Origin of the sequence: Bowmanella dokdonensis (assembly GCF_017254865.1) — a bacterium.
Classification (GTDB): Bacteria; Pseudomonadota; Gammaproteobacteria; order Enterobacterales; family Alteromonadaceae; genus Bowmanella; species Bowmanella dokdonensis.
On sequence record NZ_JAFKCV010000005.1, the window covers coordinates 214,707 to 240,303 of the forward strand.

General features: G+C 57.6%; 20 protein-coding genes and 1 pseudogene. 5 read left to right on the forward strand and 16 right to left on the reverse strand.

The window, feature by feature from the left end:
• Positions 1-49: 49 nt before the first annotated feature.
• The 8 genes from J0A66_RS11240 to ilvG form a co-directional block, all read right to left on the reverse strand.
• Positions 50-2,254, reverse strand: a complete 2,205-nt coding sequence (locus J0A66_RS11240; protein ID WP_206573909.1) for a hypothetical protein — start codon at positions 2,252-2,254, stop codon at positions 50-52.
• Between the two features lie 115 nt (positions 2,255-2,369).
• Positions 2,370-3,269, reverse strand: coding sequence for a ribose-phosphate diphosphokinase (locus tag J0A66_RS11245; RefSeq protein WP_206573910.1), 900 nt, complete (start codon positions 3,267-3,269; stop codon positions 2,370-2,372).
• The gene (locus J0A66_RS11250) at positions 3,266-4,777 is read right to left on the reverse strand and encodes a thymidine phosphorylase family protein (protein WP_206573911.1); all 1,512 of its coding nucleotides are present in this window, start codon (positions 4,775-4,777) and stop codon (positions 3,266-3,268) included. The genes J0A66_RS11245 and J0A66_RS11250 overlap by 4 nt, the downstream gene beginning before the upstream one ends.
• A gap of 150 nt (positions 4,778-4,927) precedes the next feature.
• Positions 4,928-6,481 (reverse strand): threonine ammonia-lyase, biosynthetic, encoded by a 1,554-nt coding sequence (gene ilvA / locus J0A66_RS11255; protein WP_206573912.1) that lies wholly within the window; start codon positions 6,479-6,481, stop codon positions 4,928-4,930.
• Positions 6,478-8,328, reverse strand: coding sequence for a dihydroxy-acid dehydratase (ilvD, locus tag J0A66_RS11260; protein ID WP_206573913.1), 1,851 nt, complete (start codon positions 8,326-8,328; stop codon positions 6,478-6,480). The genes ilvA and ilvD overlap by 4 nt, the downstream gene beginning before the upstream one ends.
• Positions 8,329-8,401: 73 nt before the next feature.
• Positions 8,402-9,331, reverse strand: coding sequence for a branched-chain amino acid transaminase (locus tag J0A66_RS11265; RefSeq protein WP_206573914.1), 930 nt, complete (start codon positions 9,329-9,331; stop codon positions 8,402-8,404).
• A 13-nt stretch (positions 9,332-9,344) separates the two neighbouring features.
• On the reverse strand, positions 9,345-9,629 hold the full coding sequence (gene ilvM, locus J0A66_RS11270) for an acetolactate synthase 2 small subunit (protein ID WP_206573915.1): 285 nt from the start codon (positions 9,627-9,629) through the stop codon (positions 9,345-9,347).
• Complete coding sequence (ilvG, locus tag J0A66_RS11275; RefSeq protein ID WP_206573916.1) at positions 9,626-11,281, reverse strand: acetolactate synthase 2 catalytic subunit; 1,656 nt, start codon at positions 11,279-11,281, stop codon at positions 9,626-9,628. The genes ilvM and ilvG overlap by 4 nt, the downstream gene beginning before the upstream one ends.
• Positions 11,282-11,721: 440 nt before the next feature.
• On the opposite strand from ilvG, the gene J0A66_RS11280 reads away from it, so the two are divergent.
• The 3 genes from J0A66_RS11280 to J0A66_RS11290 all read left to right on the forward strand — a co-directional run bounded on the left by J0A66_RS11280 (position 11,722) and on the right by J0A66_RS11290 (position 16,146).
• The gene (locus J0A66_RS11280) at positions 11,722-12,336 is read left to right on the forward strand and encodes a trimeric intracellular cation channel family protein (RefSeq protein ID WP_206573917.1); all 615 of its coding nucleotides are present in this window, start codon (positions 11,722-11,724) and stop codon (positions 12,334-12,336) included.
• Positions 12,337-12,533: 197 nt separating this feature from the next.
• Positions 12,534-14,048: a YifB family Mg chelatase-like AAA ATPase gene (locus tag J0A66_RS11285; protein ID WP_206573918.1), complete on the forward strand. Its 1,515-nt coding sequence runs from the start codon at positions 12,534-12,536 to the stop codon at positions 14,046-14,048.
• 211 nt (positions 14,049-14,259) lie between these two features.
• Positions 14,260-16,146, forward strand: a complete 1,887-nt coding sequence (locus J0A66_RS11290; protein WP_206573919.1) for a formylglycine-generating enzyme family protein — start codon at positions 14,260-14,262, stop codon at positions 16,144-16,146.
• 216 nt (positions 16,147-16,362) lie between these two features.
• Here J0A66_RS11290 and J0A66_RS11295 read toward each other — a convergent pair whose 3' ends face one another.
• Complete coding sequence (locus tag J0A66_RS11295; protein ID WP_241264147.1) at positions 16,363-17,238, reverse strand: EamA family transporter; 876 nt, start codon at positions 17,236-17,238, stop codon at positions 16,363-16,365.
• A gap of 43 nt (positions 17,239-17,281) precedes the next feature.
• Positions 17,282-18,139 (reverse strand): HTH-type transcriptional activator IlvY, encoded by an 858-nt coding sequence (ilvY, locus tag J0A66_RS11300; RefSeq protein WP_206573920.1) that lies wholly within the window; start codon positions 18,137-18,139, stop codon positions 17,282-17,284.
• 148 nt (positions 18,140-18,287) lie between these two features.
• Between ilvY and ilvC the strand changes: the two genes are divergently transcribed.
• The gene (gene ilvC / locus J0A66_RS11305) at positions 18,288-19,769 is read left to right on the forward strand and encodes a ketol-acid reductoisomerase (protein ID WP_206573921.1); all 1,482 of its coding nucleotides are present in this window, start codon (positions 18,288-18,290) and stop codon (positions 19,767-19,769) included.
• Positions 19,770-20,018: 249 nt separating this feature from the next.
• Here ilvC and J0A66_RS11310 read toward each other — a convergent pair whose 3' ends face one another.
• From J0A66_RS11310 to J0A66_RS11325, 4 genes are read right to left on the reverse strand one after another with little or no spacing between them, the layout of a single operon-like run.
• Positions 20,019-20,843 (reverse strand): MOSC domain-containing protein, encoded by an 825-nt coding sequence (locus J0A66_RS11310; protein ID WP_206573922.1) that lies wholly within the window; start codon positions 20,841-20,843, stop codon positions 20,019-20,021.
• An 8-nt stretch (positions 20,844-20,851) separates the two neighbouring features.
• Positions 20,852-21,433, reverse strand: coding sequence for a carbonate dehydratase (gene can / locus J0A66_RS11315; RefSeq protein WP_206574021.1), 582 nt, complete (start codon positions 21,431-21,433; stop codon positions 20,852-20,854).
• A 55-nt stretch (positions 21,434-21,488) separates the two neighbouring features.
• Complete coding sequence (locus J0A66_RS11320; RefSeq protein WP_206573923.1) at positions 21,489-22,073, reverse strand: hypothetical protein; 585 nt, start codon at positions 22,071-22,073, stop codon at positions 21,489-21,491.
• Entirely contained in the window at positions 22,066-22,590 is a 525-nt protein-coding gene (locus tag J0A66_RS11325; RefSeq protein ID WP_338143884.1) for an RNA polymerase sigma factor, read from the reverse strand. Before J0A66_RS11325 ends, J0A66_RS11320 begins: the two co-directional genes overlap by 8 nt.
• Before the next feature lie 125 nt (positions 22,591-22,715).
• Between J0A66_RS11325 and J0A66_RS11330 the strand changes: the two genes are divergently transcribed.
• Positions 22,716-22,994, forward strand: a complete 279-nt coding sequence (locus tag J0A66_RS11330; RefSeq protein ID WP_206573924.1) for a hypothetical protein — start codon at positions 22,716-22,718, stop codon at positions 22,992-22,994.
• 31 nt (positions 22,995-23,025) lie between these two features.
• Here J0A66_RS11330 and J0A66_RS11335 read toward each other — a convergent pair.
• Both J0A66_RS11335 and proB read right to left on the reverse strand, forming a co-directional pair.
• A pseudogene (locus tag J0A66_RS11335) lies at positions 23,026-24,312 on the reverse strand (glutamate-5-semialdehyde dehydrogenase); the annotation flags it as partial.
• A gap of 38 nt (positions 24,313-24,350) precedes the next feature.
• Positions 24,351-25,448: a glutamate 5-kinase gene (gene proB, locus J0A66_RS11340; protein ID WP_206573926.1), complete on the reverse strand. Its 1,098-nt coding sequence runs from the start codon at positions 25,446-25,448 to the stop codon at positions 24,351-24,353.
• Positions 25,449-25,597 lie beyond the last annotated feature (149 nt).

Sequence of the window (25,597 nt, forward strand, 5' to 3'; positions counted from 1 at the left end):
CCTGCCACCTCAGGCAGGCCGCTTTGGTCTGATGCATCGACGCACCGCCCTATTGCAGGCACTGCTCCACCGGCAGACTCTCTGGGCAGCCGGGCACCCAGACTTTCCCGAGCAGTTTGGTGGCAAGGCTGAAATAGACATGGGTGGCCCTGGCATTCAGGTCACCCAGATAGTTCTTGCTGCAGCCGCTGCCTTTGGCGGCGACAGCGAGATGGTTGTCGTTGTCCCGGATCTGATTGAGCAGATTGAGGGTCTTGCTCTCCAGCAGCGAATAGTCCTGTTGCAGGAGATCGGATTGAATATCCGCCACATCGCTGTCCACCTGGGCAGCCACCAGCGGATTGGCCACACAGGTAAGCTCAGCCACTGCCTCACTGAGGGTATCCCGCAGTCCCTTGAATTCGGCATTGACCCGTTGGCTGTACTGGTAGGTTTCGCTGCTGACTGCGGCGGCCTGCAGGTTGTTCTGGCGGGTCTTATGTGTCAGTGCCGTGCCCCCCTGGACTATATGGTTGCGCAGTCCGATGACAAAATAGGACAGTTCCCGGGTTTTGATTCTGACGCTGCCGCAACCGGTGACCGTGTCTATGATCTGCTGCCCCTCGACAATGCTGTCTTCACCGGTCTCAGGAATGGGTGCCCAGCCCACTACAGGCTGCTGACCCCGATCGGCGGACAGACAGCTCAAGTCCGCCAGGCCGTCTCCATCAAAGTCGGTATCGTATGTACGGTGCCCTATCTCACTTCGCCTGGTCTCAATATCAGACAGGGTACGCACCAGCAGAATGTGCGGGTCATGGGCGGGGGAACCACAAAGGTAGCCCGGGATCATCACACTGGTGGAGTCCGGATCCAGGGGGGTGACGGGGTCCGGATCATAGGGATAGACCTGGCTTTTCCAGATAAACAGGGGGCCGGGTTGCAGGGTTGAAAAGTCGCTGTTGCAGGCTGGCCGGGGGTCCCTCAACACCTGATAGGTTTCGCCTATATAGCCAGCCACCGGCTCACCGGTTTGTGCGGACGTATCGAATTCATGTTCAATGACATAGGCGATATCCACCACCAGTTTGTCAGGACAGTTGACCTCGCAAGGAGCGATGCGGATAAAGTCTTCAGAGGTGGTCGCCAGGGCCCGGGCATGCTGGATACCGTCTGACACCTGCAGAATGCTGGCCGTGTCGGCCACCAGGTTGCCATTCACCAGGCTCAGGGAGATCTGCTGCACACTGCCGTTGTTCCGGCCTGCCACATACAGGTTGGCCTGGAAACTGACCACACGGCGGCCGTTCAGGCTGAGGCTGTCCAGATCTCGCAGCGCTTTGATCTTGAATTTTCCGGCACCCAGATTGCTGATAAGGGTCTCATCCTCCAGTACAGCCTGACCGGAAGAAATGTCATACAGGGCTACCGAGCCATCATTACTGCTGAGCAACAGCTTGTCCTGATTGGGCGAGGGGAGCAGGGTGATTCCTGCGGGCTCACCGGTGAGGATGGCGGCACTGTCTCCGCCAATGAAGTCAACCACAGCGGCACCGCCGCATCCGCTGGTGGGATGCTCATAACAGGCGCGATCTACCTTCTTTACCACAGAGGGGTCGTTGGCCACTATCAGCAGGTCGTCATGCAGGGCCTGGGCGCTGAGGTTACTCGGCAACACCAGTGTTTCCTCCAGTCTGCCATGGGGCAGTGCCGACAGAACCTTTACAGGCTGGGAAGCCGGGTTGAGCAGGTCAAATTTCCACAGTTCCCCGCCAGGGGTTCCAGACTTCTTTCCTTTGCCCTTACCGCTCCCCTGAGGATTGTTCAATACCAGCAGCAGGTCGCCCGGGGCAACGGACAGGCCATTAGGAGCTGCCGGGCCGGGTCCCTGTTGTTTGCTGTAGAGTGATGGGCGGGGTGAGATCTGGACATTGTTGCAGTCTTTTTGCGGCTCTTCGCCAATGGTGAGGGTTTCTCCCCAGCCAAAACGGCGAATCTCGCCTGCCTCATCGGCTACCAGCAACTGCAGCTCCTCTTTACCCAATTCATCTGTCTTGCCGGTAAAGAAAACCAGCGACACAGGTTTGGTGCCGCCATCGGCAGAAAGTTGGGAGCGAACCGCCGTGCCAGACTCATCATCGAAGCACAGAGCATAAACCTGACCATTGGAGTAATTGGCACCAGCCACATAGGAATCGGCTCCAGCCTGGGGGGAACACAGCAAGGAGCCAACGGCAGCAAAAACAGCTGCTGTAGAACCGGAACGGCCGAACATAATTTATTCCCTGAAAGTTGCCAGATATTATTTTTTATGACGCCCGATGAGTCTAGTTGACGGCCCAAAGGCGGTCAATTTTTGAACAACAGATAAAAATGAAAGGGCTGTGGGCTTAACCGGACGAGGCCAGACAGTCCCTTATCGGTTTGACCAGCAGCGGGCTGATATCGATGAGGTTGGAAGAATGGGCGATGGTATTACAGGTGACCAGTTGTTCAAGACCTGCTTCGAGGAGCATCTGATCGGATCCATCGGCGAAGATGCCGTGCACTGCCGCACAGCGGATAGCGGAAAAGTCCTGCCGGTGCAGTTCGCCGATGCAGCGCAGTATGGTGTGGCCGGAGGCAATCACGTCATCGATAATCACGGCTGTTCTGCCACGGTAGTCGCGCAGATCCGGCAGGCTGATGTCCACCTTGCGATCGCCGTGGCGATTTTTTTCGCCAATCACGAAGGGATGACCGCTGTGCGCGGCAATATCCGCCACCCATTGTTCGCTTTCGGCGTCCGGACCCACCAGCAGCAGATTGGCCTGGCTGGCCAGCCAGTCGGCCAGGGCCGGTGCACCTTTGACGGTTTGGGTGGGGATGGGGTAAATCTCATCCAGGCTGTGATAGCGATGCAGGTGCGGGTCCACGGTGACCAGATAATCCACATGGCGGGACAAAGTCCGGGCAAAAATTCTGGAGGTGATGGCTTCTCCGTCCAGAAAACGGATGTCCTGACGCATATAGCTCAGATATGGCGCCACCAGTCCCACCGAGCGGGCGCCGAATTCGCGCAGTGTCTCGGTCAGGAAGATCAACGGCAGGTATTTCTGATTGGGGTGCACCAGATCCACCAGCACCAACACATCCAGGCCCTGTACCTCGGTCTGGATCTGCAGATAGGACTCTCCATCCGGAAACAGGCGATGGGCAAAATGCCCTTCCCGGGCGCCCAGTTGTCTGGCCAGCGGTGCAGTCAGGGGATGGGAGGCAAAGCTAAACAGCAGGGGGGCGGCTTGATTCATACAGACTCCTGGATAACAAAGATGTCCTGGTTCTGCCGGTAATATTCAAGGGCATAGTCGCGCTCACCGGTACTTTCGCTACACAGGGTAAAAAGCGGCTGGTCAGGGCTTATCCGGTCACCCACCTCCACGAATAAACGCAGCCCGGCGGCCTTGTCCAGAGGGGCGCCGGCCAGCTTGGCCAGGCGCGACAGGCGACGGTTGTCGATGCTCATCAGCACGCCGCTGCGAACGGCCAGTTGGCGGTGCTGATAGGCGGCTTGGGGCAGGGCTTTGATGCCGCCCTGGGCTCTCAGGATCCTCTGGAATTGCTGCCAGGCCTGGCCAGAGTCGAGGATTTCAACGGCCTTTCTCATGGCGGCATCCAGACCGGTGTTGTCCGCCAGATCCAGCAGGTTGGCCGTCAGATGCAGAGCACGTTGGCGCAGATCCCGGGGAGCCCCGGGCTCGTTCTTCAGCACCGCCAGCAGGTCTTTGGCCTCTTCGGCCGGGCCGATACCCCTGCCGATGGGCTTGCTGCCGTCGGTCATCACGCAGCGCACGAAGATGTCACAGGCCTGGCCCACCTCTGTAAACAGGGAGGCCAACCGGTCGGCCTGCTGGCGCGTGCGCACCTTGGCGGTTTCCCCCACCGGGATATCGATGATCACATGGGTGGAGCCGGCGGCAATTTTCTTCGACAGCACCGAGGCGATCAACTGGCCTTCGCCGTCCAGGTCCAACGCCCGTTCTATACGGATCAGCAGATCGTCGGCCGGACTCAGATTGACTGCGCCGCCCCAGGCAAGACAGGCACCGGTTTCGGCGACGATAGCCTGTATGCGGTCCAGGGGCAGATCCACAGTGGTCAGTACTTCCATGGTGTCGGCGGTGCCGGCCGGCGAAGTAATAGCCCGGGAAGACGTCTTGGGCACTGTCAGGCCGGCAGCGCTGGCGATGGACACCACCAGCGGGGTGGTGCGGTTGCCGGGCAGGCCACCGATGCAGTGCTTGTCGAAAATACGCGCCTCACCCGGCCAGGTCAGGCGCTTGCCACAGGCCACCATGGCCTGGGTCAGGCTGATGATTTCGTCCAGATCCAGCCGCCCGCCGGCGCAAACGCTGAGGAAACTGGCAATTTCCATGTCGCTGTAACGGTGCGCCGAGATGTCCTCTATGACCTCTCGCATCTCGAAAGCGCTCAGCGCATGACCGAAGACCTTCTTACGCACATGGCTCAGGGAATGCAAAACGGGAGCATGGCCGATGCAGATCTCGTCGCCGTCACTGGCCCGCAGACGCTGCACTGCGATTTTTGACAGGCCCACCCGGCCGGCCTCCAGCACGTGACGCTCCACCACATTGAGAGTGGCGATCAGCATATGGCTGCCGTTGGTGACCAGTACCCGGCTGCTGGCATTAAAGCCCTCGGCGACACAGACGTGGCAGTCCTCGCGCATATACACCACCGGCTCCTGGTGGGTGTCGATACCCATATTAAAGGCGGCGAGGGTGTGAACGTTTTCCATTATGACTATCCTGTTTTACTGCTCAACACAGACTAGTACATGGCAGGGCGAAAAGGGTTGATCCGGGTCAATGGGTTACAAAAAGATAACCCCAGAGACACAGAGCCTGTCATCTGTGACGCTGGAGTTTTTACTGCTTTTTCCCGGGGCTTAGTCGGTAAAGACGCCGTTCAGATCGGAGAGGAAGAAACGGTAGGCCGGGTTGTCAGTCTGTTCCTCGAAACTGTAACCGAGCTGGGCCACATGACGGTCGAACTCACTGCGCGAGCCTTCCGGGATATCGAAACCGGCCAGCACCAGCCCTTCGGCCGCGCCATGGTTGCGGTAATGGAACAGGGTAATGTTCCAGCGCTCACCCAAGGTGTCGAGGAATTTCATCAGGGCACCCGGATGCTCGGGAAACTCAAACGAGAAGATATGCTCGTTGAGCAGCGCCGGTGGCCGGCCGCCTACCATATAACGCACATGCAGCTTGGCCATTTCGTTATCTGAAAGGTCAAACAGCTGATAGCCGGCCTGATTCAGGGTCTGGCTGATGTGGGCGAATTCGGCCCGGCCCTCACGCAGCTTGAGGCCGACGAAGATATGCGCTTCCTTGTCACTGGCAAAACGGTAGTTGAATTCGGTAATGGCCCGTCCACCTAACAGGCGGCAGAAATTACGAAACGCACCGGACTGCTCGGGGATTTTCACCGCGAACACCGCCTCTTTCTGCTCGCCCAGTTCACAGCGCTCGGACACGTAGCGAAGGGTGTGGAAGTTGATATTGGCCCCGCACAAAATGCCGCCCAGCTTGCGCCCCTTAAGACCATGTTGCTGCACATACTTGCGCATACCGGCTACCGACAGGGCGCCGGCCGGTTCGGCAATCACCCGGGTGTCGTCGAAGATGTCCTTGATGCCGGCACAGATTTCATCGCTGGACACGGTGATCACTTCATCCACATATTGCTGGCACAGGCGGAAGGTCTCGGTGCCAATGAGCTTGACCGCCACCCCATCGGCAAAGATGCCGACACTGGGCAGCTCCACAGGCTTGCCCGCTTCCAGGGCCGCCTTGAGGCAGGCGGACTCTTCGGACTCCACCGCGATAATCTTCAGGTCAGGCTTGAGCTGCTTTAAATACACGGCAATGCCTGCGGCCAGACCGCCACCGCCCACGGCGATAAACAGGGTGTCCAGGTCCGGATTCTGCTCCAGCAGCTCACGGCCGATGGTGCCCTGCCCGGCGATCACATCGGCATCATCAAAGGGCGGAATAAAGGTATAGCCATGCTCGTCGCTCAGGCGCCGGGCCTCGCTGCTGGCCGCATCGAAGCTGGTGCCGTGCAACACTACCTGTACATAGTCGCCGCCGAAGGTACGCACCGCGTCGACCTTGATATCCGGGGTGGTCTGGGGCATGACGATCACGGCTTTGATTTGTTTGATGCGGGCAGAATAAGCCACCCCCTGGGCGTGGTTACCGGCCGAGGCGGCAATCACCCCGGCCTGGCGCTGGGCCTCAGTGAGTTGGCTGATGCGGTTGTAGGCGCCACGCAGCTTAAAGGATTTCACCGGCTGCTGGTCTTCCCGCTTGAGCCAGATGTCGTTGTCCAGGGCCGCGGACAGTTTGTCCAGTTTCACCAGGTCGCTTTTTACCGCCACATCGTAAACATGGGATAAGAGTATCTTCTTCAGGTATTCCCCTTCCGAGACCATCATTCCTCCCCGAACAGGCTGCGGTCGCGTACTGCGCCTTTGTCGGCGCTGGTAGCCATCATGGCGTAGGCTTTGAGGGCCAGGGACACCTGGCGCTGCCGATCCAGCGGCTTCCAGGGCTTATCAGAGCTGTTCATGCGCGTGCGGCGTTCACTCAGTTCCTGCTCACTGATCTGCAATTGGATAGTGCGGTTGGGAATATCGATGGCGATAGGATCCCCCGGCTGCACCAGGCCGATAGTGCCGCCGGCCGCCGCTTCGGGGGACACATGGCCGATGGACAGGCCAGAGGTACCGCCGGAAAAACGTCCGTCGGTGATCAGTGCGCAGGCCTTGCCCAGGCCCTTGGATTTCAGGTAAGAGGTGGGGTAGAGCATCTCCTGCATGCCGGGGCCGCCCTTGGGGCCCTCGTAACGGATGATGACCACATCCCCTTCTTTGACTTCATCGTTGAGAATGCCTGCCACGGCGTCTTCCTGGCTCTCGTAAATGCGTGCTGGCCCGGTGAACTTAAGTATGGACTCATCCACTCCGGCGGTTTTGACGATACAGCCGTCCTCGGCCAGGTTACCAAACAGCACCGCCAGGCCCCCTTCTTGACTAAAGGCATGCTGCATGTCGCGGATACAACCCTTTTGCCTGTCGGTGTCGGCGCTGGGATAACGGCAGTCCTGGCTGAAGGCGCGGGTGGTGCGGATACCGGCGGGACCGGCCCGGTAGAACCTCAGGGCATGCTCGTTCTGTGTGTTGACGATATCCCAGTCGGCAATCACCTCGCCGATGGATTTGCCCAACACATGGGGGCTGCCGGGATTGAGCAGGCCGCCGCGGTTCAGCTCGGCCAGGATGCCCAGCACGCCGCCCGCCCGGTGAACATCTTCCATATGATACTGCTGGGTGGAGGGGGCCACCTTACACAGGTGCGGCACCTTGCGCGACAGCTTGTCGATATCCGCCACGGTAAAGTCCAGCTCGGCTTCCTGCGCCGCCGCCAGCAGGTGCAAAATGGTATTGGTGGAGCCGCCCATGGCGATATCCAGGGCCATGGCGTTCTCAAAGGCCGCACGTCCGGCGATGGCGCGGGGCAGGGCGGACTCGTCATTGTCCTGGTAGTAGCGTTTGCACAGCTCCACCACCACCTGGCCGGCCTGTTTGAACAAAGCTTCCCTGTCAGCGTGAGTGGCCAGCATGGAGCCGTTGCCGGGCAACGACAAGCCCAGGGCCTCGGTCAGGCAGTTCATGGAATTGGCGGTGAACATGCCCGAGCAGGACCCGCAGGTGGGACAGGCGGAACGCTCTATACTGTCGCTGTCGGCATCGGAGACCTTGGGATCGGCCGCGGCCACCATGGCGTCCACCAGATCCAGATGGATGATTTGGTCAGACAGCTTGGTCTTGCCGGCTTCCATGGGTCCGCCTGACACAAACACCACAGGAATATTCAGGCGCAGCGCGGCCATCAGCATACCGGGGGTGATCTTGTCACAGTTGGAAATACAGACCAGGGCATCGGCGCAATGGGCGTTGACCATATATTCCACCGAATCGGCGATCAGTTCCCGGGACGGCAGGCTGTACAACATGCCGCCGTGGCCCATGGCGATGCCGTCATCCACGGCAATGGTATTGAATTCCTTGGCTACCGCCCCGGCCGCCTCAATACTGCGGGCCACCAGCTGGCCCATGTCTTTAAGATGCACATGGCCGGGCACAAACTGGGTAAAGGAGTTGGCGACGGCAATAATGGGCTTGCCAAAATCCGCATCCGTCATCCCGGTGGCACGCCACAGGGCCCGGGCCCCGGCCATATTGCGCCCCTGAGTGGTGGTGGCTGAACGTAATTTTGGCATTGCTGAATCCTTTTATTGCTTGAATCCGGGGCCGGTGGCCCCGTTTGTCTTATAACTGAACACTGACAAGGGCTTACTCCACAGGTGTCAGCCAGCCCCATTTGTCTTCTGTTTTGCCATTGAACAGGCCGAAGAACATGTCCTGTACTTTCTCGGTGATGGGCCCCCGGCCGCCGTTACCCACCTTGATGCCGTCGACGGATTTCACCGGAGTGACTTCGGCGGCGGTACCGCACATCAGGATCTCGTCGGCCAGATACAGGGCCTCGCGGGGGATGTTTTCCTCGCGTACTTGGTAGCCCATCTCCGCCAGCAGGGTAATTACTGTGTCACGGGTGATCCCGGGCAGAATGGCGGCGGTACGTGGCGGCGTGGAGATAATGCCGTTACGCATGATAAAGAGGTTCTCACCGGCCCCTTCGCTCAGATAGCCGTTGATATCCAGGGCGATACCCTCCTGATAGCCGTGACGGCGGGCCTCCATGGAAATCAGTTGTGAGGATAAATAGTTGCCGCCGGCCTTGGCGCCGGTGGGCATGGTGTTGGCGGCCAGACGGTTCCAGGAAGTGATACCGGCGTCGACGCCGCTTTTCAGTCCTTCCTCGCCCAGGTAAGCACCCCACTCAAACGCCGCGATGACCAGTTCGGTCTCCTGGCCGAAAGGCACCTGCAGGCCCATGCCGATATCGCCGTAGAAGGCGATGGGGCGGATATAGGCCGACTTGAGCTGGTTCTTCTTAATGATGTCCTTGGTAGCCTGGTTGATCGCATCTGCACTGTACGGAATGGTCATGCGGTAGATCTTGGCCGAGTCCAGCAGGCGCTGGGTGTGCTCCTGCATGCGGAAGATACAGGTGCCCTTGTGGGGCGTATGGTAGGCGCGTACCCCTTCAAATACCGACGAACCATAGTGGATGGCATGGGTCATCACATGCACTGTGGCCTCTTTCCAGGGCATGATATTGCCGTTGAACCAGATAAATTCCGCTTGTTTCTTAGCCATGGTGTATTCCTGTTTATGCCGTTTTCGGCAGTGTCTGGGCGGCGAGAGATCGCCGTCCCAAGGTTGAATTTTGCTGAGCCTGACACTCAAGAGAAGCCAGATCATACAATTTATGCAGTTGGGTCGTCAGTATGTTAATAGGCTGTTTCCCGTAAACCTGCATGGAAACCTTCAACTGGCTGGCGGTGGGTTGCATGTTTAACTGGTTGATACGAAAGCCGCGATAGCGGGTGGTTTGCAGCACCCGCTCCAAAACCGCGGGCTGATCGGCTAACAGCAAATCGATTTGATAATTCATCTGGGTTGCTCCCACATTTGATGGTTGGCGGTATTGGGCGGCACGATGGGCCACACATTGTCTTTGTGATCCAGTCGCACATGCAGCAGGTATGGTCCCGGGTGGGACAGCATACGCTTAAGGGCCGGGATCACCTGTTCGGCTGACTGGATCTGTTCGGCTTCGATATCGAACGCCTGAGCCAGGCGGCTGAATTCGGGGTTGTCGGACAGGTCGGTTTCGCTGTAACGCTGCTCGTGGAACAGCTCCTGCCACTGCTTAACCATGCCCAGGCGCTGGTTATCCAGGATCAGTATTTTTACCGGCATCTGGTAGCGGCGCAGGGTGCCCAGTTCCTGCACATTCATCATAAAGGAGCCGTCACCGCAAACGGCCACCACCTGCTTGTTCGGGTTGGCCACCTGGGCGCCGATGGCCGCCGGCAGGCCAAAGCCCATGGTGCCCAGCCCGCCGCTGCTGAGATGGCAGGTGGGATGGGAAAACAGCATATGCTGGGCCACCCACATCTGATGCTGTCCCACATCGCAGGTGACAATGGCGTCTGTCTCAGCCAGGTCACTCAGGCTACGCAACAGTGACGGAGCATGGATTTGGCCGTCTCCGCTATGGGATGAGTAAGTCAGGGCTTTTTCTGCTTTGAGTGTGGCCATCCTTTCCAGCCATTCCGTCTTGTCCTGGGGACAGGTCAGTTGCGGGAGTATCTGTTTCAAATCACCCAGCAGACTGACATCGGCCTGACGGCGTTTATGAATCTCGGCAGGGTCGATATCCAGATGTAGCAGTTTGGCATGGGGGGCGAATTCGTCCAGCTTGCCGGTGACCCTGTCATCCAGCCGGGCGCCGATGGCGATCAGCAGATCGCAACCCTGCACCGCCAGGTTGGCGGCGGCCAGTCCGTGCATACCCAGCATCCCCAGATAGCCTGGATGATCGGTATCCGCACTGCCCAGGCCTTTGAGGGTGCAGACAGCGGGCAGGTTGTTACGGGCGATAAAATGGCGCAGCTCCTGTACTGCGTCGGCCATGCCGACTCCGCCACCCACATACACCACCGGCCGCTGGCTGTTGTCCAACAACTGGTTGGCGGCCTCGATGGTCTGTTCATCGGGCTGGGGCAGGGTCAGGGCCCCCTGGTCTTCAGGCTCGAACTCCGGCACCTCCATCAGCAGTATATCCTTGGGGATATCCACCAGCACCGGACCGGGGCGGCCTTCACTGGCAATCCGGAAGGCGTGCTGCAGACTGGGCACCAGATCTTCCGGACTCATCACCTGCATGCTGTGCTTGCAGATACTTAAGGAAAGACCCAGTACGTCCACTTCCTGGAAGGCATCGGTACCCATGGCGGCGCGGGCCACCTGCCCCGTGATCACCACCAGCGGCACCGAGTCCAGCTTGGCATCGGCCAGGCTGGTGATCAGGTTGGTGGCCCCCGGTCCGGATGTAGCAATGCAGACGCCCACCTGGTTGGTGGAGCGGGCATAACCGATGGCGGCAAAGGCGGCACCCTGCTCGTGGCGACAAAGATAATGACGGACCGGGGAGTCGAGCAGGGCATCGTACAGGGGCATGATGGCGCCGCCGGGATAACCAAATACCCGGTCGATGCCCTGTGCTGTCAGATACTGCAAGGTGGCTTGTGCGCCTTTCATTGTTGCTCTCACTCTTCAGTTATTCGTCCATCTCGCCGGTGAATGCTCCCTGCCACACCGCATACCGTCCTTTCCATGGACATAAAAAAACCCCCCGGGCTTTCGCGCGGGGGGTTTTGTGAAACTGGACTTAATTCAGACCAAACGCTTCCCCCGCGGAGATGGAATAATCACCACGACTAGTACGACGACTGTAAGAAGAAGGTTGGTAAACAGGTTCATAGTAAAAAAGGCTAATTGCCCTAATTTGTCCAAAATACGTCACTGCTTTTAGAAATAGCATGACGCGAGAAAGCGAATCAAGAAATAATTTCCTGTTTTTTGAATTTTGGCGAAATTTGCCTCCCTTGAAAGACAAATCTGCCGGGTCAGTCCGCTCCGGGCTTGTTATTTACGGCCCTGCATTTAGAGTAAACAGCATTAAGTTGTGGGAGAAATACATGGGCCAGTGGCTGCATTGGATTGACCTGCTTGGGGTGGCGGTATTTGCCGTATCCGGCACACTGATGGCCTATCGCAAGCATATGGATGGCTTCGGGGTGGTGGTGCTGGCTTCGGTGACCGCCATCGGTGGTGGAACCCTGCGCGATATGATTCTGGATCTGCCCGTGTTCTGGGTGCAGGAGCCGGATTTTCTGTATGCCATTATGGCGGCGGCGGCCCTGACCATTTTCTGGTTGCGCTTTACTCATAAGTTTCCTTATCAGTCGCTGTTGGTGGCCGATGCCTTCGGTCTGGCCTTTTTCAATGTGATGGGCCTGCAAAAAGCCCTGAACTATGGCGCCACCCCTTTTATTGCCATTGTCATGGGGACCATGACCGGCGTGTTCGGCGGCCTGATCCGGGATGTGATCTGCAGGGAAATCCCCCTGGTGCTCAAAGGCGAACTCTATGCCACCACCTGTATTTTCGGCGGTGTGCTCTATGTGCTGGCACAGACAATGGGCTTGTCCATTTCCTGGGCCATGCTGATCGGTATGCTGGCGACCTTGTCGCTGCGTCTGGCGGCTATCCGCTGGCATTGGCAACTGCCTGTCTTTCAGGGCAGCCATTAAGACACAGTTGGCAGGCCGCTTCGAGTAAATCACGGTATCCCTCAAACGCTGTCGTAGCTGGAAATACAGAAGGGCCAGATCTTTGCAGATTGCTTCTCTGTGTCTCTGTGACAATCACCAGTTCTGTGCTGATTACCTGAATAGCATTTCAGGGTATTTTGGCTAGGCTTTAGCGAGACAAAAGAAGGGATGCCCGTATGTCGCTTGCCATTGTCCACACCCGCGCCAGTGTCGGCATTGAGGCACCGCTTATCCGTGTCGAGGTGCATCTGGCCAATGGCCTGCCGGCATTCAATATTGTCGGCCTGCCAGAGGCTTCGGTGCGGGAGTCCAGGGACAGGGTGCGCAGCGCCCTGATCAATTCAGGCTTCGAGTTCCCCGCCCGGCGGATTACTGTCAACCTGGCACCCGCCGATTTGCCCAAGGAAGGGGGCCGCTTCGATCTACCCATAGCAGTAGGCATTATTGCCGCGCTCGGGCAGATCCCCCCCGACAGACTGGATCAGTATGAACTGACAGGCGAACTGGCCCTGTCCGGGGAACTCAGAGCCATCACCGGGGCGCTACCTTTTGCCTACGCAGGGCAATTGGCCGGTAAAAAACTGATTCTACCCGCCGACAACGGCCAGGAAGCCGGCCTTATCCAAAACGCTGAAATCTATCCGGCCAGACAATTGCTGGAGGTGTATCACCATCTTTGTGGCCAGCAGCCACTGGATTTGATGCAGGTCCAGGTCCCCGGGGCGTCCTGCGTTCAGGAGCCGGACCTGCATGACATAGTGGGCCAGGCAACGGCAAAGCGGGCATTGGAGATCGCCGCTGCCGGGGCACACAACATCCTGTTTACGGGCCCGCCGGGTACCGGCAAGACTATGCTGGCTAATCGCCTGACTGGCATCCTGCCACTGATGTCAGAGGCCGAAGCCCTGGAGACTGCCGCCATCCATTCCATTACCGGCAAGCCCGTCGACCTTGAACACTGGCGTCAACGGCCTTTCAGGCATCCTCACCATACCAGCTCGGCGGTGGCGCTGGTGGGGGGCGGTAGTATTCCCAGACCCGGCGAAATCTCCCTGGCCCACAACGGTGTGCTGTTTCTCGACGAACTACCCGAGTTTGATCGCAAGGTATTGGACGTACTGCGGGAACCTATGGAGTCCGGCCAGGTGTGTATCTCCCGGGCAGCCCGTCAGGCGCAGTTTCCGGCCAGGTTTCAACTGGTGGCGGCCATGAATCCCAGTCCCACCGGCAGTAAGGACGATAAACGCAGCAGCCCGGATCAGATACTGCGTTACCTCAACCGGCTTTCCGGGCCATTTCTGGATCGTATCGATCTGCAGGTGGATGTGCCCAGACTGCCCAAAGGCACCCTGCACCAGGCCGAGCAGCAACGGGGCGAAACCAGCCGGCAGGTGAAAAAGCGGGTGGTGGCGGCCAGGGAACAGCAACTGCAGCGCAGCGGTAAGCCCAACAGCCATCTGTCGCCAGGGGAGATCGATCAGGTTTGCCCTTTGCAGGCAACAGACAGGGCGTTTTTACAACAGGCTTGCGACAAACTCGGCCTGTCTGTCCGCAGCTATCACCGCATTCTCAAAGTATCCCGTACCATTGCCGACTTGCAGCAGGAAAAGCAGATAAATCAGACACATCTGGCCGAGGCTATGCAATACCGCGCCTTTGACCGCATGCTGGCCAGTCTGCTCAGCCAGTAGACAGGTGGCTGGCTGGCGATCCGAAGAGTTTTATTTAATAACCAATAACCGCCGGTGATACTTGCGCTTTACTTGACAACTCAATAGCATAGGGCCTTGTTGCGGCATTTTTGCATGCGTTGAATGTCGTTGTATTGATAAGAATAACGCCGTTTAAAAACCATAAAAACAATAGCAGTTTGCCGGCTGGCGACCCGTTTGGAATGGAATAATGAAGCGAATAGCACACCTTGCTCTGGCGATAGCCCTGATACATTCGACGGGCAGTATCGCAGCGGAAAACAAGTCCGTTGAGGAAATCCAACAGCAGATTCAGACCAACCAAAGCGAATACGACAGCTACCACAGAACGCTGGAAAGCGAGATTGCCCTGGCAGCTCAGTTGGAACGTGAATTGTCTGCGCTGAGAGCGCGAAATAAAGAACTGGAACATACCCGTCAGGTACGCCTGAACGAGATGAATGTCCAGTATGAGCGCACTATCGAAGATCCCAGTCTGGATATCAATCAGGCCCGTGAAGCATACTTGTCCGCCATGCGCGCGCACAAGGAAAACAAGGACGCTATCACCGCCAAGTACAATGAATGGCAGTCCAAGCTGCAGGATGTGGAACAGTTGCGCCTGTCCAAGCACAGCTTGCTGAACAAGATTGAAAGCCTCAAGGAACAGCTTAACAACGCCCGCGTTGATCGTTTGTTTAATGAGTTCAACCGCCAGGATCAGCTAACGGTCAATCATGAGATCACCTGTGATCGCAACGAAACCATCGGCAAATGTACCGAGCGCGGCAAGTTCCTGGCCAAACAGAAAGCGTCCAAGCGCTTCCTGGATCAGCTGTATGACGGCCTGACTGAAGCGGCCGCTGCCAAACAGCATCGTCCCTACTCGGAGGCCTATGTGATGATTCAGCGCTCCGATGTGACCCGTGATGGTTTCAGCGGCGCTGGCAACTACGCAGTACAGATGAACGTGGAGTTGAAGGGCAACCTCAAGCGTACCGAAGCCTGCCAGTTGCTCGGCCTGGACAAGCGTTACTGTGTGGCAGAGAGGACACTGCCAGAAGTGGCCAAAGTGATTACCGTGCCGGTGCAGAGCGACGGTTCCGCGCCGGTGGACGAGTCGGTTATGTATGAGCTGACGGTGCGTTCCAATGTGTATGACGATGAAGTCTTTATCGATGGCGTCAGCTACGGCTCCACCAAGCTGCAGATCATGTTGCCGGCAGGCCCTCATGAGCTGGAGGTGGTCAAGCGCGGCTATGAAACCTTCCGTCAGACCTTGCAATTGAAGGAAAGCACTACCCTCAAGGTGGATATGAAGCGCGCCCAGTTCGCCTTCAACAAGGGCGAGAAAGTGCAGGACATCCTGTACGGCGACGTCCCCGGTCCGCAACTGGTAGTGGTGCCTGCGGGCTCTTTCCGGATGGGCGATATTAACGGCACGGGCCTGGAAAATGAGCGTCCGGTCCAGACCCAGACCCTGAACAACTCTTTCGGCATCGGCGAGTTCGAAATCACCGTGGCCGATTTCAGACGCTTCGTCGAAGAAACCAGCTATGTGACCGAAGCCGAAAAAGACCGCGGTTGTGCCTTCTACGAGCAGGGCGAGCCGGTCTGGCAGGACCAGCTTAACTGGCGTACCCCTGGCTATGCGGTAACAGACAGCCATCCGGTGACCTGTATCAGCCAGCGCGACGCCCTGGCCTATGTGAACTGGTTGTCCGAAGCCAGCGGCAACAAATATCGCCTGCCCACCGAGATAGAGTGGGAATATGCCGCCCGCGCCAATACCGAAACCGATTTCTGGTGGGGCGAGAGCGTGGGTACCGGCAACGCCAACTGCGGCTGGTGTGGCAGCCAGTGGAGCAACATCAGCCCGGCGCCGGTGGCCTCTTTTGACCGCAACAGCTTCGGCCTGTTCGATACCGTGGGCAACGTCTGGGAGTGGACTGTGTCCAGCTCTTCACAGGACGGCGCAGTGGTGCGGGGCGGCGCCTGGAACTTTGCCCCGCGCCTGGCCAGGGTGTCCACCCGCATGGAGCTGGATCCCAACTTCCGCGCCAACTACATTGGCCTGCGGGTAGTCAGGGAAAGGTAAGCTCACAGGTGTCAGAAAAAACCGGCCTGAGCCGGTTTTTTTATGTCCATGGATGGACAGGCCGAGAACTGCTCCTGCGTTTTCGGCACTTCCGCCATCCGTGGCGGTCGTATTCCGGTGTTGTAGGGAACTCTCACCGGCTATGTCCATGGAGGGCCGGGCAGACGTGACGTGTGACGAGTAACGGGTGACAGGGGTCGGTCACCGGCGGCTACCCTATGCCCACACCACACAGACAGCCGCCAGCACGATCAGCAACAGGCCCCACTTATCTGCTCTGGCCAGCTTCTCACGAAACAGGTAATGGGAAATCAACAGGCTGAACAATATCTCCACCTGGCCCAACGTCTTGACCAGTGCCACCGATTCGAGGCTCATTGCGGTAAACCAGCCGATGGAACCTACACAACTGCAAAAACTGATGGTAAAGGTCAGGCGTGACCGTTTCAGAAGGGTCTTCAGGGTACCGGGCTCCCTCAACACCAGCCAAAGGATCAGGATTAGGGTCTGCAACAGGATGACCAGCAACAGCACCCAGGCAGCCCCGTGCGGAAAGGGCAGGCCCAGTTCCAGGCTGGCTTCCCTTACCCACAGGGACGTCAGCGCAAAGGACAGGCCGCTGCCCAGGCCCAGAGCCATTGCGCGGTTGGACCAGGTACCAAGGGCGCTGGCACCACTGAGCAGAAACACCGCCAATGCACCCACCAGCACTCCCAGCCAACCCAGCCAGGTCAGGGGCGAGGCAAAAAACACCACCCCCAGGGCCGCTGCCAGAATGGCTTCACTCTTGGCCAGACCCACGCCGATGGCGTAATTGCGGAACTGGAAGAGTTTGACCATCAGGATGGTGGCCAGGATCTGCATCAGCGCCGCGCCCCCGATAAAGCTCAGAAAGCCGGCGGAAAACTCCGGCATGGCCACAGGTTCTGCCTGGTAAAGACCCAACAGATAGAGCGCCGCCAGGGGCCCGGCCCACAGAAATCTTGCCAGGGTGACGCCACCGGCGCTCACATCCAGGCTGAGCTTTTTCTGAAAAGCATTGCGCCAGGCCTGCATAAACGCAGCCAACAGAGTAAAGGGGATCCAGAGCAAAGCAGATACCAGCGGTGAAATCAGGCTGGTGATACTAACCCGTCTAGATTTGTTGCAGCAAGGCTTTGATTACCGGCTCATTTTCGCGATCCCTCAGGCAGCAAAGACCGAGGCGGAAGGATTCGATATCCGGCAGGGGGATAATACTGATCTTGCCTGACACCACCGATTGTTCCACCACCGGACGGGGTACGATGCCAATGCCACAGCCCAGTGCCACCATACTGACAATGGCCTCATGGCCGGACACCGAGGCATATACCCTGGGGCGGACGCCCTGTTCGGCCAGCCAGTGATGTACGATACGCCTGGACGGGCCAGATTCAGGCAGAACCATGGACACCGCGCGCCAGTCCACCTGTTCAAGTTGGGTCAGGCGCAGGGCCGCCGGGCAGATCATCACCAGGGGCAGAGTATCCAGGTGCCGAAAGGCCAGTTCGTCCGGAAAGTCCGGGCCGCCGACGGTAATAGACATATCGGCCTTGCCTGCCAGCACCCGCTCGGTGGCCAGGGCCGGATCGCCGGTGGTCAGCTTGATTTCCACCTGGGGGTAGAGATGGCGAAAGCGTTCCAGCAAGGCGGGCAGATGACTGTAGCTGGCGGTGACTGAACAGAACAGGCTCAGTTCTCCGCTGACTTCCCGGCTGTGACTGTGAATTTCGGCCTTGACCTGCTGCCACTGACTCAACGTCTGTTGGCTGAACTCCAGCAGACGACTGCCGGCTGCCGTCAGCTTGACCTTACGATTGTCCCGTACAAACAAATCGGCACCGCATTCCTCTTCCAGTCGTTGAATAGCGCGACTCAGGGTGGAAGGACTCACATAGAGTGCCTCGGCGGTGCGGCCAAAATGGAGGGTGGAGGCCAGGTGCTGGAAGAGTTGCAGGCTGCGGATGTCCATATATGTTGCAAATAATGAAATACTATTTTGCAAATATATCATTTTATTCAACAAAGCCAATAGACTAAGCTCTGCTTCAACACAAGTACGTCACTGTCTTGTAAGAAGAATGGTTATGAGCCGCTTGCGGGCGACTCCGGAGAGATAAATGGCAAATTATTTTAATTCCCTGAATCTGCGCCAGCAGCTCGATCAATTAGGGCGCTGTCGCTTTATGGGCCGGGAAGAGTTCAGCAACGGCTGTGATGTGCTCAAAGGCCGGAAGATTGTGATTGTTGGTTGTGGTGCCCAGGGCCTGAACCAGGGCCTGAATATGCGGGACTCCGGTCTGGATGTGGCCTATGCCCTGCGTCAGTCAGCTATTGATGAAAAGCGTGATTCCTGGCAACGGGCCACCAGCAATGGTTTTGAAGTGAGTACTTACCAGCAGTTGATTCCTAGTGCGGACCTGGTCTACAACCTGACGCCGGACAAGCAGCACGCCAGTGTGGTCGAGGCCGTCATGCCGCTGATGAAACAGGGCGCAACCCTGTCTTACTCCCATGGTTTTAATATTGTCGAGGAAGGGCAGCAAATCCGCGGTGATATCACTGTGGTCATGTGTGCCCCCAAGTGCCCGGGTACTGAAGTACGCGAAGAGTATAAGCGCGGCTTCGGGGTGCCCACGCTGATTGCCGTGCATCCGGAAAACGATCCTGATGGCCAGGGCTTGGCCATCGCCAAGGCACTGGCCTCTGCCACCGGCGGCGATCGCGCCGGCGTATTGCAATCGTCTTTTGTGGCCGAGGTCAAATCGGATCTGATGGGAGAGCAGACCATACTGTGCGGGATGCAGCAGGCTGCCGCTATCCTGGGCTATGACAAAATGGTGCAGGACGGGGTCGACCCCGCTTATGCCGCAGCACTGATTCAGTATGGCCTGGAGGCTGTGACCGAAGCCCTGAAGATAGGCGGCATCACTCATATGATGGATAGGTTGTCCAACCCGGCCAAGATCCGTGCGCATGAATTGTCAGAGGAGCTCAAGTCTCTGTTGCGTCCGTTGTTTGAAAAACACCAGGACGATATTCTCAGCGGCGAATTCTCCCGCAACATGATGCAGGACTGGGCCAACGGCGACGCCAACCTGCTCAGATGGCGTGAAGAAACGGGTCGCAGTGGCTTCGAACAGGCCCCTGTGTATCAGGGCAAGATCGACGAGCAGGAATTTTTCGATAAGGGCATCTTCCTGGTAGCCATGATCAAGGCAGGTGTGGAGCTTGCATTCGATGTGATGGTGGAGTCAGGCATGCTGCCTGAGTCGGCGTACTATGAGTCCCTGCATGAAACACCGCTGATCGCCAATACCATCGCCCGTAAACGTTTGTATGAGATGAATGTGGTCATTTCAGATACGGCCGAGTACGGCAACTACCTGTTTGCCAATGCCGCCATTCCGCTGCTGGCCGAAAAGCTGATGCCCGACGTGGGCACTGACCTTATCGGAAAGGGCTTGCAGAGCACCGGCAACAAGGTGGACAACAAGACTCTGGTGCAGGTCAATCAGGCCATACGCGAGCATCAGGTAGAAAGAATTGGCCAGGTTTTGCGTGGCTATATGACGGAGATGAAAGCCATAGTGACTGGCTAACCGGGACGCCGGACGGAGTCACCCTCCGGCACTCGCTTCTCCCCTGGAATGCCAGGATTGGCAATGTGCGGCCCAGGTTCCTGCCGCAGCAGTCATGCCGGAGGCATGTGTATACAGTTCTGTCGTTAGGTGCTGTTAAAGCCCTTTGCCCGGTCAATTTGGCCGGGCTTTTTTATGCTGTGAAGAGTGAGGAGTGAGCTTGACTTAACCAATTGATCCGTCGGCTTTTCTGCCAACTGCCAGCCCGGCTCAGGATTCTTTGTAGACTTCCGCAGTGCGGGTTTGCAGCACTTCGATGGGCATCCCTTCTTCTATCATGCCTTCATTCAGGGCGATCAGGTTCATGCCGAAATTAATCTTACCTGTGGCATCTTTACGAAACTTCGACAGGGTGGCCAGGGGCTCCTTATCCGGCAGGAAGTCACCGGTCAGGGGATCCCGGGTCGTAAAAATACAACGGCTGCAGGGACAATCCAATTTGAACTCCACCTGGCCGATACGGATGCGCTGCCAACCGTCCTCAGCAAATGGTGCAGTGCCGGAGACCACCAGATTTGGCCGGAACTGAGCCATCTCACTGGCAACGGCAGAACGGCGGTTGAGCTCCTCCAGGGAGGCCTGGGAAATCAATAGCAGTGGGAAGCCGTCGGCAAAGCTGAGCGGCACGCCGGCCTTGGCCCCAAATCTTACGGAGGTCTGCCCGCAGTACAGTAAATGGCACTGACGGCCCAGGAGTTCACTGAACCAGTGATCGGCCTCGTCGGTGGTGCGCAGTCCTTCGAACTCGTCTTTCCACACATGGGTGGCCATACCGCCATGGGCAAAATCGTCGTAGCGCAGCAGCAGATCGGCACTTTCTGGATGGCAGACCCTCAGCCCGTCCCTGACCGGTACGGCCTTGACCTGCACCAGTTTGGGCAGGGCCCGTCCGGTCAGCATGCGACCTTTGCTGTCTGCCAGCATAAAGCGCCTGTCAAATGACAGCCCATAAGAGTCCACATCGCTGCGACTAACTCGCAGCCCCTGGGTGGATTTAATTGGAAAGATACTGATTTGACTAAGAAACATCGACATGCCGGTTCCTACTCTTTGAGGTCCTTTAATCTGCCATTTCTGAGGCTGTATATCCAGCTGTGGATGGCCAGTTGCTGTCCCCGGGCCAGGGCGTCCCGCACGATGGACGTGCGCCTGACGTTGTTGGCCTGCTCCAGTACATTGAGCTCACACAGACGCTGGATTCGCTCCTCGCCCGGCAGCTTTTGCAATTCCGGATCGTGACGGGCCGCGATATCCTGGATATGGGCCAGCCAGTTGTCGATCAGGCCCAGTTGCCGTCCTGCCAGGGCGGCCTCAACGCCTCCGCAGCCGTAATGGCCACAGACAATCACATGCTTGACCTTTAGGACATCCACTGCATATTGCAGTACCGACAGGCAGTTAAGATCCGTATGGATCACCAGGTTGGCCACATTGCGATGCACGAAAATGTCACCGGGAAGCAGATCGACTATCTGATTGGCCGGCACCCGGCTGTCGGCGCAGCCAATCCACAAATACTGGGGACTCTGCTGCTCGGACAGCTTGCGGAAAAATCCCGGCTCAGCCTGTTGGGTGCGCTCGGCCCACTGCCGGTTGTTGTGAAAAAGTTCGTCGATATCGCTCATCAGAGCTGCCCGCTTGGAATAGGTGGCGGCGAGTGTAGTCCCTTTACCCTCGCTTTCATATCTGACCATGCAGGCTTTGATGGAGCTGCTCAAGGCTTTCCAGCTCCTGCTGACGTTTTTCCCGTTGCCTGGCGGTCAACCACCACCAGGGAGGAATAATAACCAGCAGCGCCAGCAGGGTCAGTGAGCCCCTGACTTTCAGTGCCTCTGAACTGATGGCACCGAAGTACCAGCCCCCCGCCATCAGCAGCACAAAAGCCAGCGGCATGGCCAGCAGACAGGCCCGGGTCAATCTGACCAGTTGCAGGTTGTTCCGGCCCTGCTGAAGGAGGCAAAGCAGGTAGTGGCGGATATCACCCCGGGACGCCCTGAGAATCATGCGTCGCAGCCATAGGGCATAGCCTGTTGCCAGCAGGGCCACCCCCAGCATGGCGATGATCCAAAAGCGTTCGAACCAGTGCAGCTCATGCCGCAGCTGTGCGTAGAGTACGGCCAGTACCACCAGAGCACCCAGATCAAGCAGCAGAAAACTCCACTGCCGCCACCTGGTTCGCCGCCAACGCTTTTCCAGCTCCCGGGTGTCGGGCAGTTCCAGGTCCAGGCTCTGCCACCGGGCTTTGAGGGGATCTTGTTCAGACATCTTCCAGTTCCTTACTTAGGCGCGCCTTGGCGCGACTGAGAATAACACCCACGTGGTTGCCGGTCAGTCCGCAGATTTCGGCAGTTTCCTGATAACTCAGGCCTTCCATAAACAGGGTGACCACCTGGCGTTCCTGCAGCGGTAAGCGGCGTACTGCCACCAGTAACGCATTCTGGCGCTGATGGCCTATCGCACTGGCTTCGGGCTCGGGCCCCTTGTCATCTGGCAGCGACTCGTCAAGGGCTTCCCGGTCACGAAGGCGTACCTGACTGGCCACATGGCTGACACAACGGTTATGGGCCACTTTGAGCAGGTAGGTCTTTTCACTGCTCTGGCCGCGAAAGGCGCTCATGGCCTGCCATACCGCCAGGGAAATTTCCTGCAGCAGTTCTTTTCTGAGTTCAGGATTGGCTTCATAGCTGGCGGCGACCCGGCTGAGCAGTGGTCCGTAGCTGGCGGCGACCCGGCTGAGCAGTGGTCCGTACTTATTGATCAGACTGGCAAATTCCAGGGGTATCCCTTATCACAGACGATTTGTGGCAGTAGTCTGCGTCAGCGCGAATTTATTACAACAAAAAATTTTGTAATAAATAAGGCAAGCCCGGGACTGTAAGGGTAGCTAACTCACAAAGGAGCAACCCCATGACCATCGAACTGTTTATTTTGCTGTTTGCCGGGCTGCTGGCGTTGTCGCTGGCATTGTGCTGGCTGGATCACCGCCATGGCTGGCAATGGATGGACTGGCTTAACGGCAAGGTATCCTCACCCTTCCGGAAATCTGATAGTCCATGCAATTCTCAGAAAAAAGATCAGACCATCGGGCAACTGGAAGAGCGGATCCGGGTGCTGGAACGTATCGTTACTGAACCGGCCTATGAGCTGAACCGGGAACTGGAACGGCTAAAAGAAAAGGGGCGATAAGCCCCTTTATCAAAGTAAAACGTGTTACCGGTTACTGACGGATATGGCCGTCACCCAGCACGATAAACTTCTCAGTGGTCAGGCTCTCGGCACCCATGGGACCGTAAGCGTGCAATTTACTGGTGGAGATGCCTATTTCAGCCCCCAGACCCAGCTCGCCGCCGTCAGAGAAACGCGATGATGCGTTGGCCATGACTACAGCAGAGTTTACGTCACGGATAAACTGCTGGGCACGGGAGTAGTCCTGGGTGGCGATCACTTCGGTGTGTCCCGAGCTGTGCTGCTCCAGATGCTCAATGGCCTGGTCATAGCTGTCCACTACCCGAACGGCAATCTCCATGGCCAGATACTCGGTATCCCAGTCTGCTTCGGTGGCCGGCTCGGCGCCGTCGAAATAAGCGATGCTGTTTTCACAGGCATGCACCCGAACCTTGTGCTCGGCAAACATGGCGGCCGCCATGGGCAGGAAACTGGCGGCGATATCCTTATGCACCAGCAGGGTTTCCAGCGAGTTGCAGACGCCGGTACGCTGAGTCTTGCCGTTCATCAGCAGGCTCAGGGCCTTGACCTCGTCGGCGGCTTTATCCACATACAGATGGCAGACGCCCTTGTAATGCTGGATAACCGGGATGCGGCTGTTTTCTGAGACGAAGCGTATCAGGCCCTCGCCACCGCGGGGAATGATCAGATCGATATCCTGGTTCAGTGTCATCAGCTCGTTCATAATGGCCCGATCCGGGTCCGGCACCACGACCACGGCGTTAGGATCCACACCATGACTCTTCAATGCCAGATGAATGCACTCGGCCAGGGCCAGATTGGAATGAAGGGCTTCTTTTCCTCCCCGTAACACCACTGCGTTACCGGCCTTGAAGCACAAGGCGGCGGCGTCGATAGTCACATTGGGGCGGGACTCGTAAATCATGGCAACCACCCCCAGCGGGATGCGCATTTTGCCCACTTCGATACCACTGGGCTGGCGACGGATATCGCGGATACTGCCAACCGGATCGTCCTGGGCGGCAATCTGGCGCACCGCATTGGCAATATTACCAATGCTCTGCTCGCTCAGTGTCAGTCTGTCCAGCATGGCTTCGGACAGATCTGCCTGACGTCCTGCCTCCAGATCCTCTTTATTGGCGGCCAGGATTTTGTCCGTCTGTTTCAGCATGTTGTCGGCGATACTGTTGAGCACCTCGACCTTCTTGCTGGCGGTCAGTTTGGCCACCTGGCGGGAGGCAATCCTGGCCTTCTTGGCCATCTCTTTGATAGAAAAAGTCATACATTCTCCTTGTTGGGAGGCAGCCGTCCTGCATGCCGGCTGCGGTGAATTCTGTGCTGTTTGGGACCGGGCAGTTAAAGCAGGGCCAGATCGTCCCGGTGGACGGCGGCTTCGCCGGAGGAATAGCCGATCACGTTCTCGAAGTCGTCGCTGCGCATGCCCTTGATGGCATTCAGATCTGCGGCACTGTACAAGGCCACGCCCTTGGCAAAGGGGACGTTCTCATGACAAATCTCCACGGCATCACCGGCCAGGAAGTCTCCCCCTACCTTGGTAATTCCGATGGGCAGCAGGGACGCGCCGGTCTGGATCAGGGCCCGTTTGGCCCCCTGATCCACCTCAATGCGGCCGGTGGCTATCAGGGTATGCTTAAGCCACTGCTCCTTGGCGGAATCTGGCGTTTTGGTGGGTGTGAAGCGGGTACCGGGAATGCGTCCATCGAGCAGCGCATCGAAGACTTCCCCTTTGCTGCCGTTGACGATCAGCGTCTGGATACCGCTCTCGGCACATTTGTCAGCGGCCTCAATCTTGGTGCGCATGCCGCCCGTGCCCACCTTAGTGCCAGGCCCCCCGGCCAGAGCATAGATTTCTCCATTAATCTGCTCCACCACGGGAATCAGTTCGGCTTCGGGATTGATCCTGGGGTCGGCGTTATACAGGCCATCGATGTCTGAGCAGATGATCAGCGTATCGGCCTCGGCCACCATGGCCGCATAAGCCGCCAGATTGTCGTTGTCGCCCACCTTAAGCACATCAACGGCGACCGTGTCGTTTTCATTGACCACCGGCAGTACATTATTGTTGAGCAATTCCCTGAGGGTGTTCTTGATATTGACGTAGCGGGATCGGTCATGAAAGTCATCATAGGTCAAAAGGACCTGGGCGCAGGGGAAGTCAAAAAACCTCGACCAGTTGGCCATCATCTGTGTCTGGCCGACTGCAGCCATGGCCTGCTTTTCCGCAATAGACGGATGGGCATTGTGGGCAATGGTACTGCGACCCGCTGCCACACTGCCTGAAGAGACGATGACAACCTGCTTACCCTGTTCCCGACTCTCGGTGATGAATCTGGCGATGGCCAACAAGTACTTGGCACTGCACTGATGACCATCCGGTGAAATCAGTGCGCTGCCAACTTTAATTACGGCCCTTTGCCAGTTAAATTCAGACATTTACCCTCCATAATCGAAATTCTTATATTAGGATACCGACTTAAAAACGATAAACAAGCACGTTTAGTTATAAGCTAATGGAACAGTTTTACACCAGTGTAAAGCCTCTGCTTTACACTGGTGTGGCTCCTGTCGATTGACAGGCAGTT

Coding starts and splice junctions, on each gene's coding strand:
- J0A66_RS11285 (WP_206573918.1), top strand. CDS start 12,534: ATGTCGCTTGCCATTGTCCACACCCGCGCCAGTGTCGGCATTGAGGCA.
- ilvA (WP_206573912.1), bottom strand. CDS start 6,481: ATGATGGTCTCGGAAGGGGAATACCTGAAGAAGATACTCTTATCCCAT.
- ilvD (WP_206573913.1), bottom strand. CDS start 8,328: ATGCCAAAATTACGTTCAGCCACCACCACTCAGGGGCGCAATATGGCC.
- can (WP_206574021.1), bottom strand. CDS start 21,433: ATGAGCGATATCGACGAACTTTTTCACAACAACCGGCAGTGGGCCGAG.
- J0A66_RS11240 (WP_206573909.1), bottom strand. CDS start 2,254: ATGTTCGGCCGTTCCGGTTCTACAGCAGCTGTTTTTGCTGCCGTTGGC.
- J0A66_RS11280 (WP_206573917.1), top strand. CDS start 11,722: ATGGGCCAGTGGCTGCATTGGATTGACCTGCTTGGGGTGGCGGTATTT.
- ilvM (WP_206573915.1), bottom strand. CDS start 9,629: ATGAATTATCAAATCGATTTGCTGTTAGCCGATCAGCCCGCGGTTTTG.
- proB (WP_206573926.1), bottom strand. CDS start 25,448: ATGTCTGAATTTAACTGGCAAAGGGCCGTAATTAAAGTTGGCAGCGCA.
- J0A66_RS11320 (WP_206573923.1), bottom strand. CDS start 22,073: ATGTCTGAACAAGATCCCCTCAAAGCCCGGTGGCAGAGCCTGGACCTG.
- J0A66_RS11250 (WP_206573911.1), bottom strand. CDS start 4,777: ATGGAAAACGTTCACACCCTCGCCGCCTTTAATATGGGTATCGACACC.
- J0A66_RS11265 (WP_206573914.1), bottom strand. CDS start 9,331: ATGGCTAAGAAACAAGCGGAATTTATCTGGTTCAACGGCAATATCATG.
- ilvC (WP_206573921.1), top strand. CDS start 18,288: ATGGCAAATTATTTTAATTCCCTGAATCTGCGCCAGCAGCTCGATCAA.
- J0A66_RS11310 (WP_206573922.1), bottom strand. CDS start 20,843: ATGTCGATGTTTCTTAGTCAAATCAGTATCTTTCCAATTAAATCCACC.
- ilvG (WP_206573916.1), bottom strand. CDS start 11,281: ATGAAAGGCGCACAAGCCACCTTGCAGTATCTGACAGCACAGGGCATC.
- J0A66_RS11245 (WP_206573910.1), bottom strand. CDS start 3,269: ATGAATCAAGCCGCCCCCCTGCTGTTTAGCTTTGCCTCCCATCCCCTG.
- ilvY (WP_206573920.1), bottom strand. CDS start 18,139: ATGGACATCCGCAGCCTGCAACTCTTCCAGCACCTGGCCTCCACCCTC.
- J0A66_RS11290 (WP_206573919.1), top strand. CDS start 14,260: ATGAAGCGAATAGCACACCTTGCTCTGGCGATAGCCCTGATACATTCG.
- J0A66_RS11330 (WP_206573924.1), top strand. CDS start 22,716: ATGACCATCGAACTGTTTATTTTGCTGTTTGCCGGGCTGCTGGCGTTG.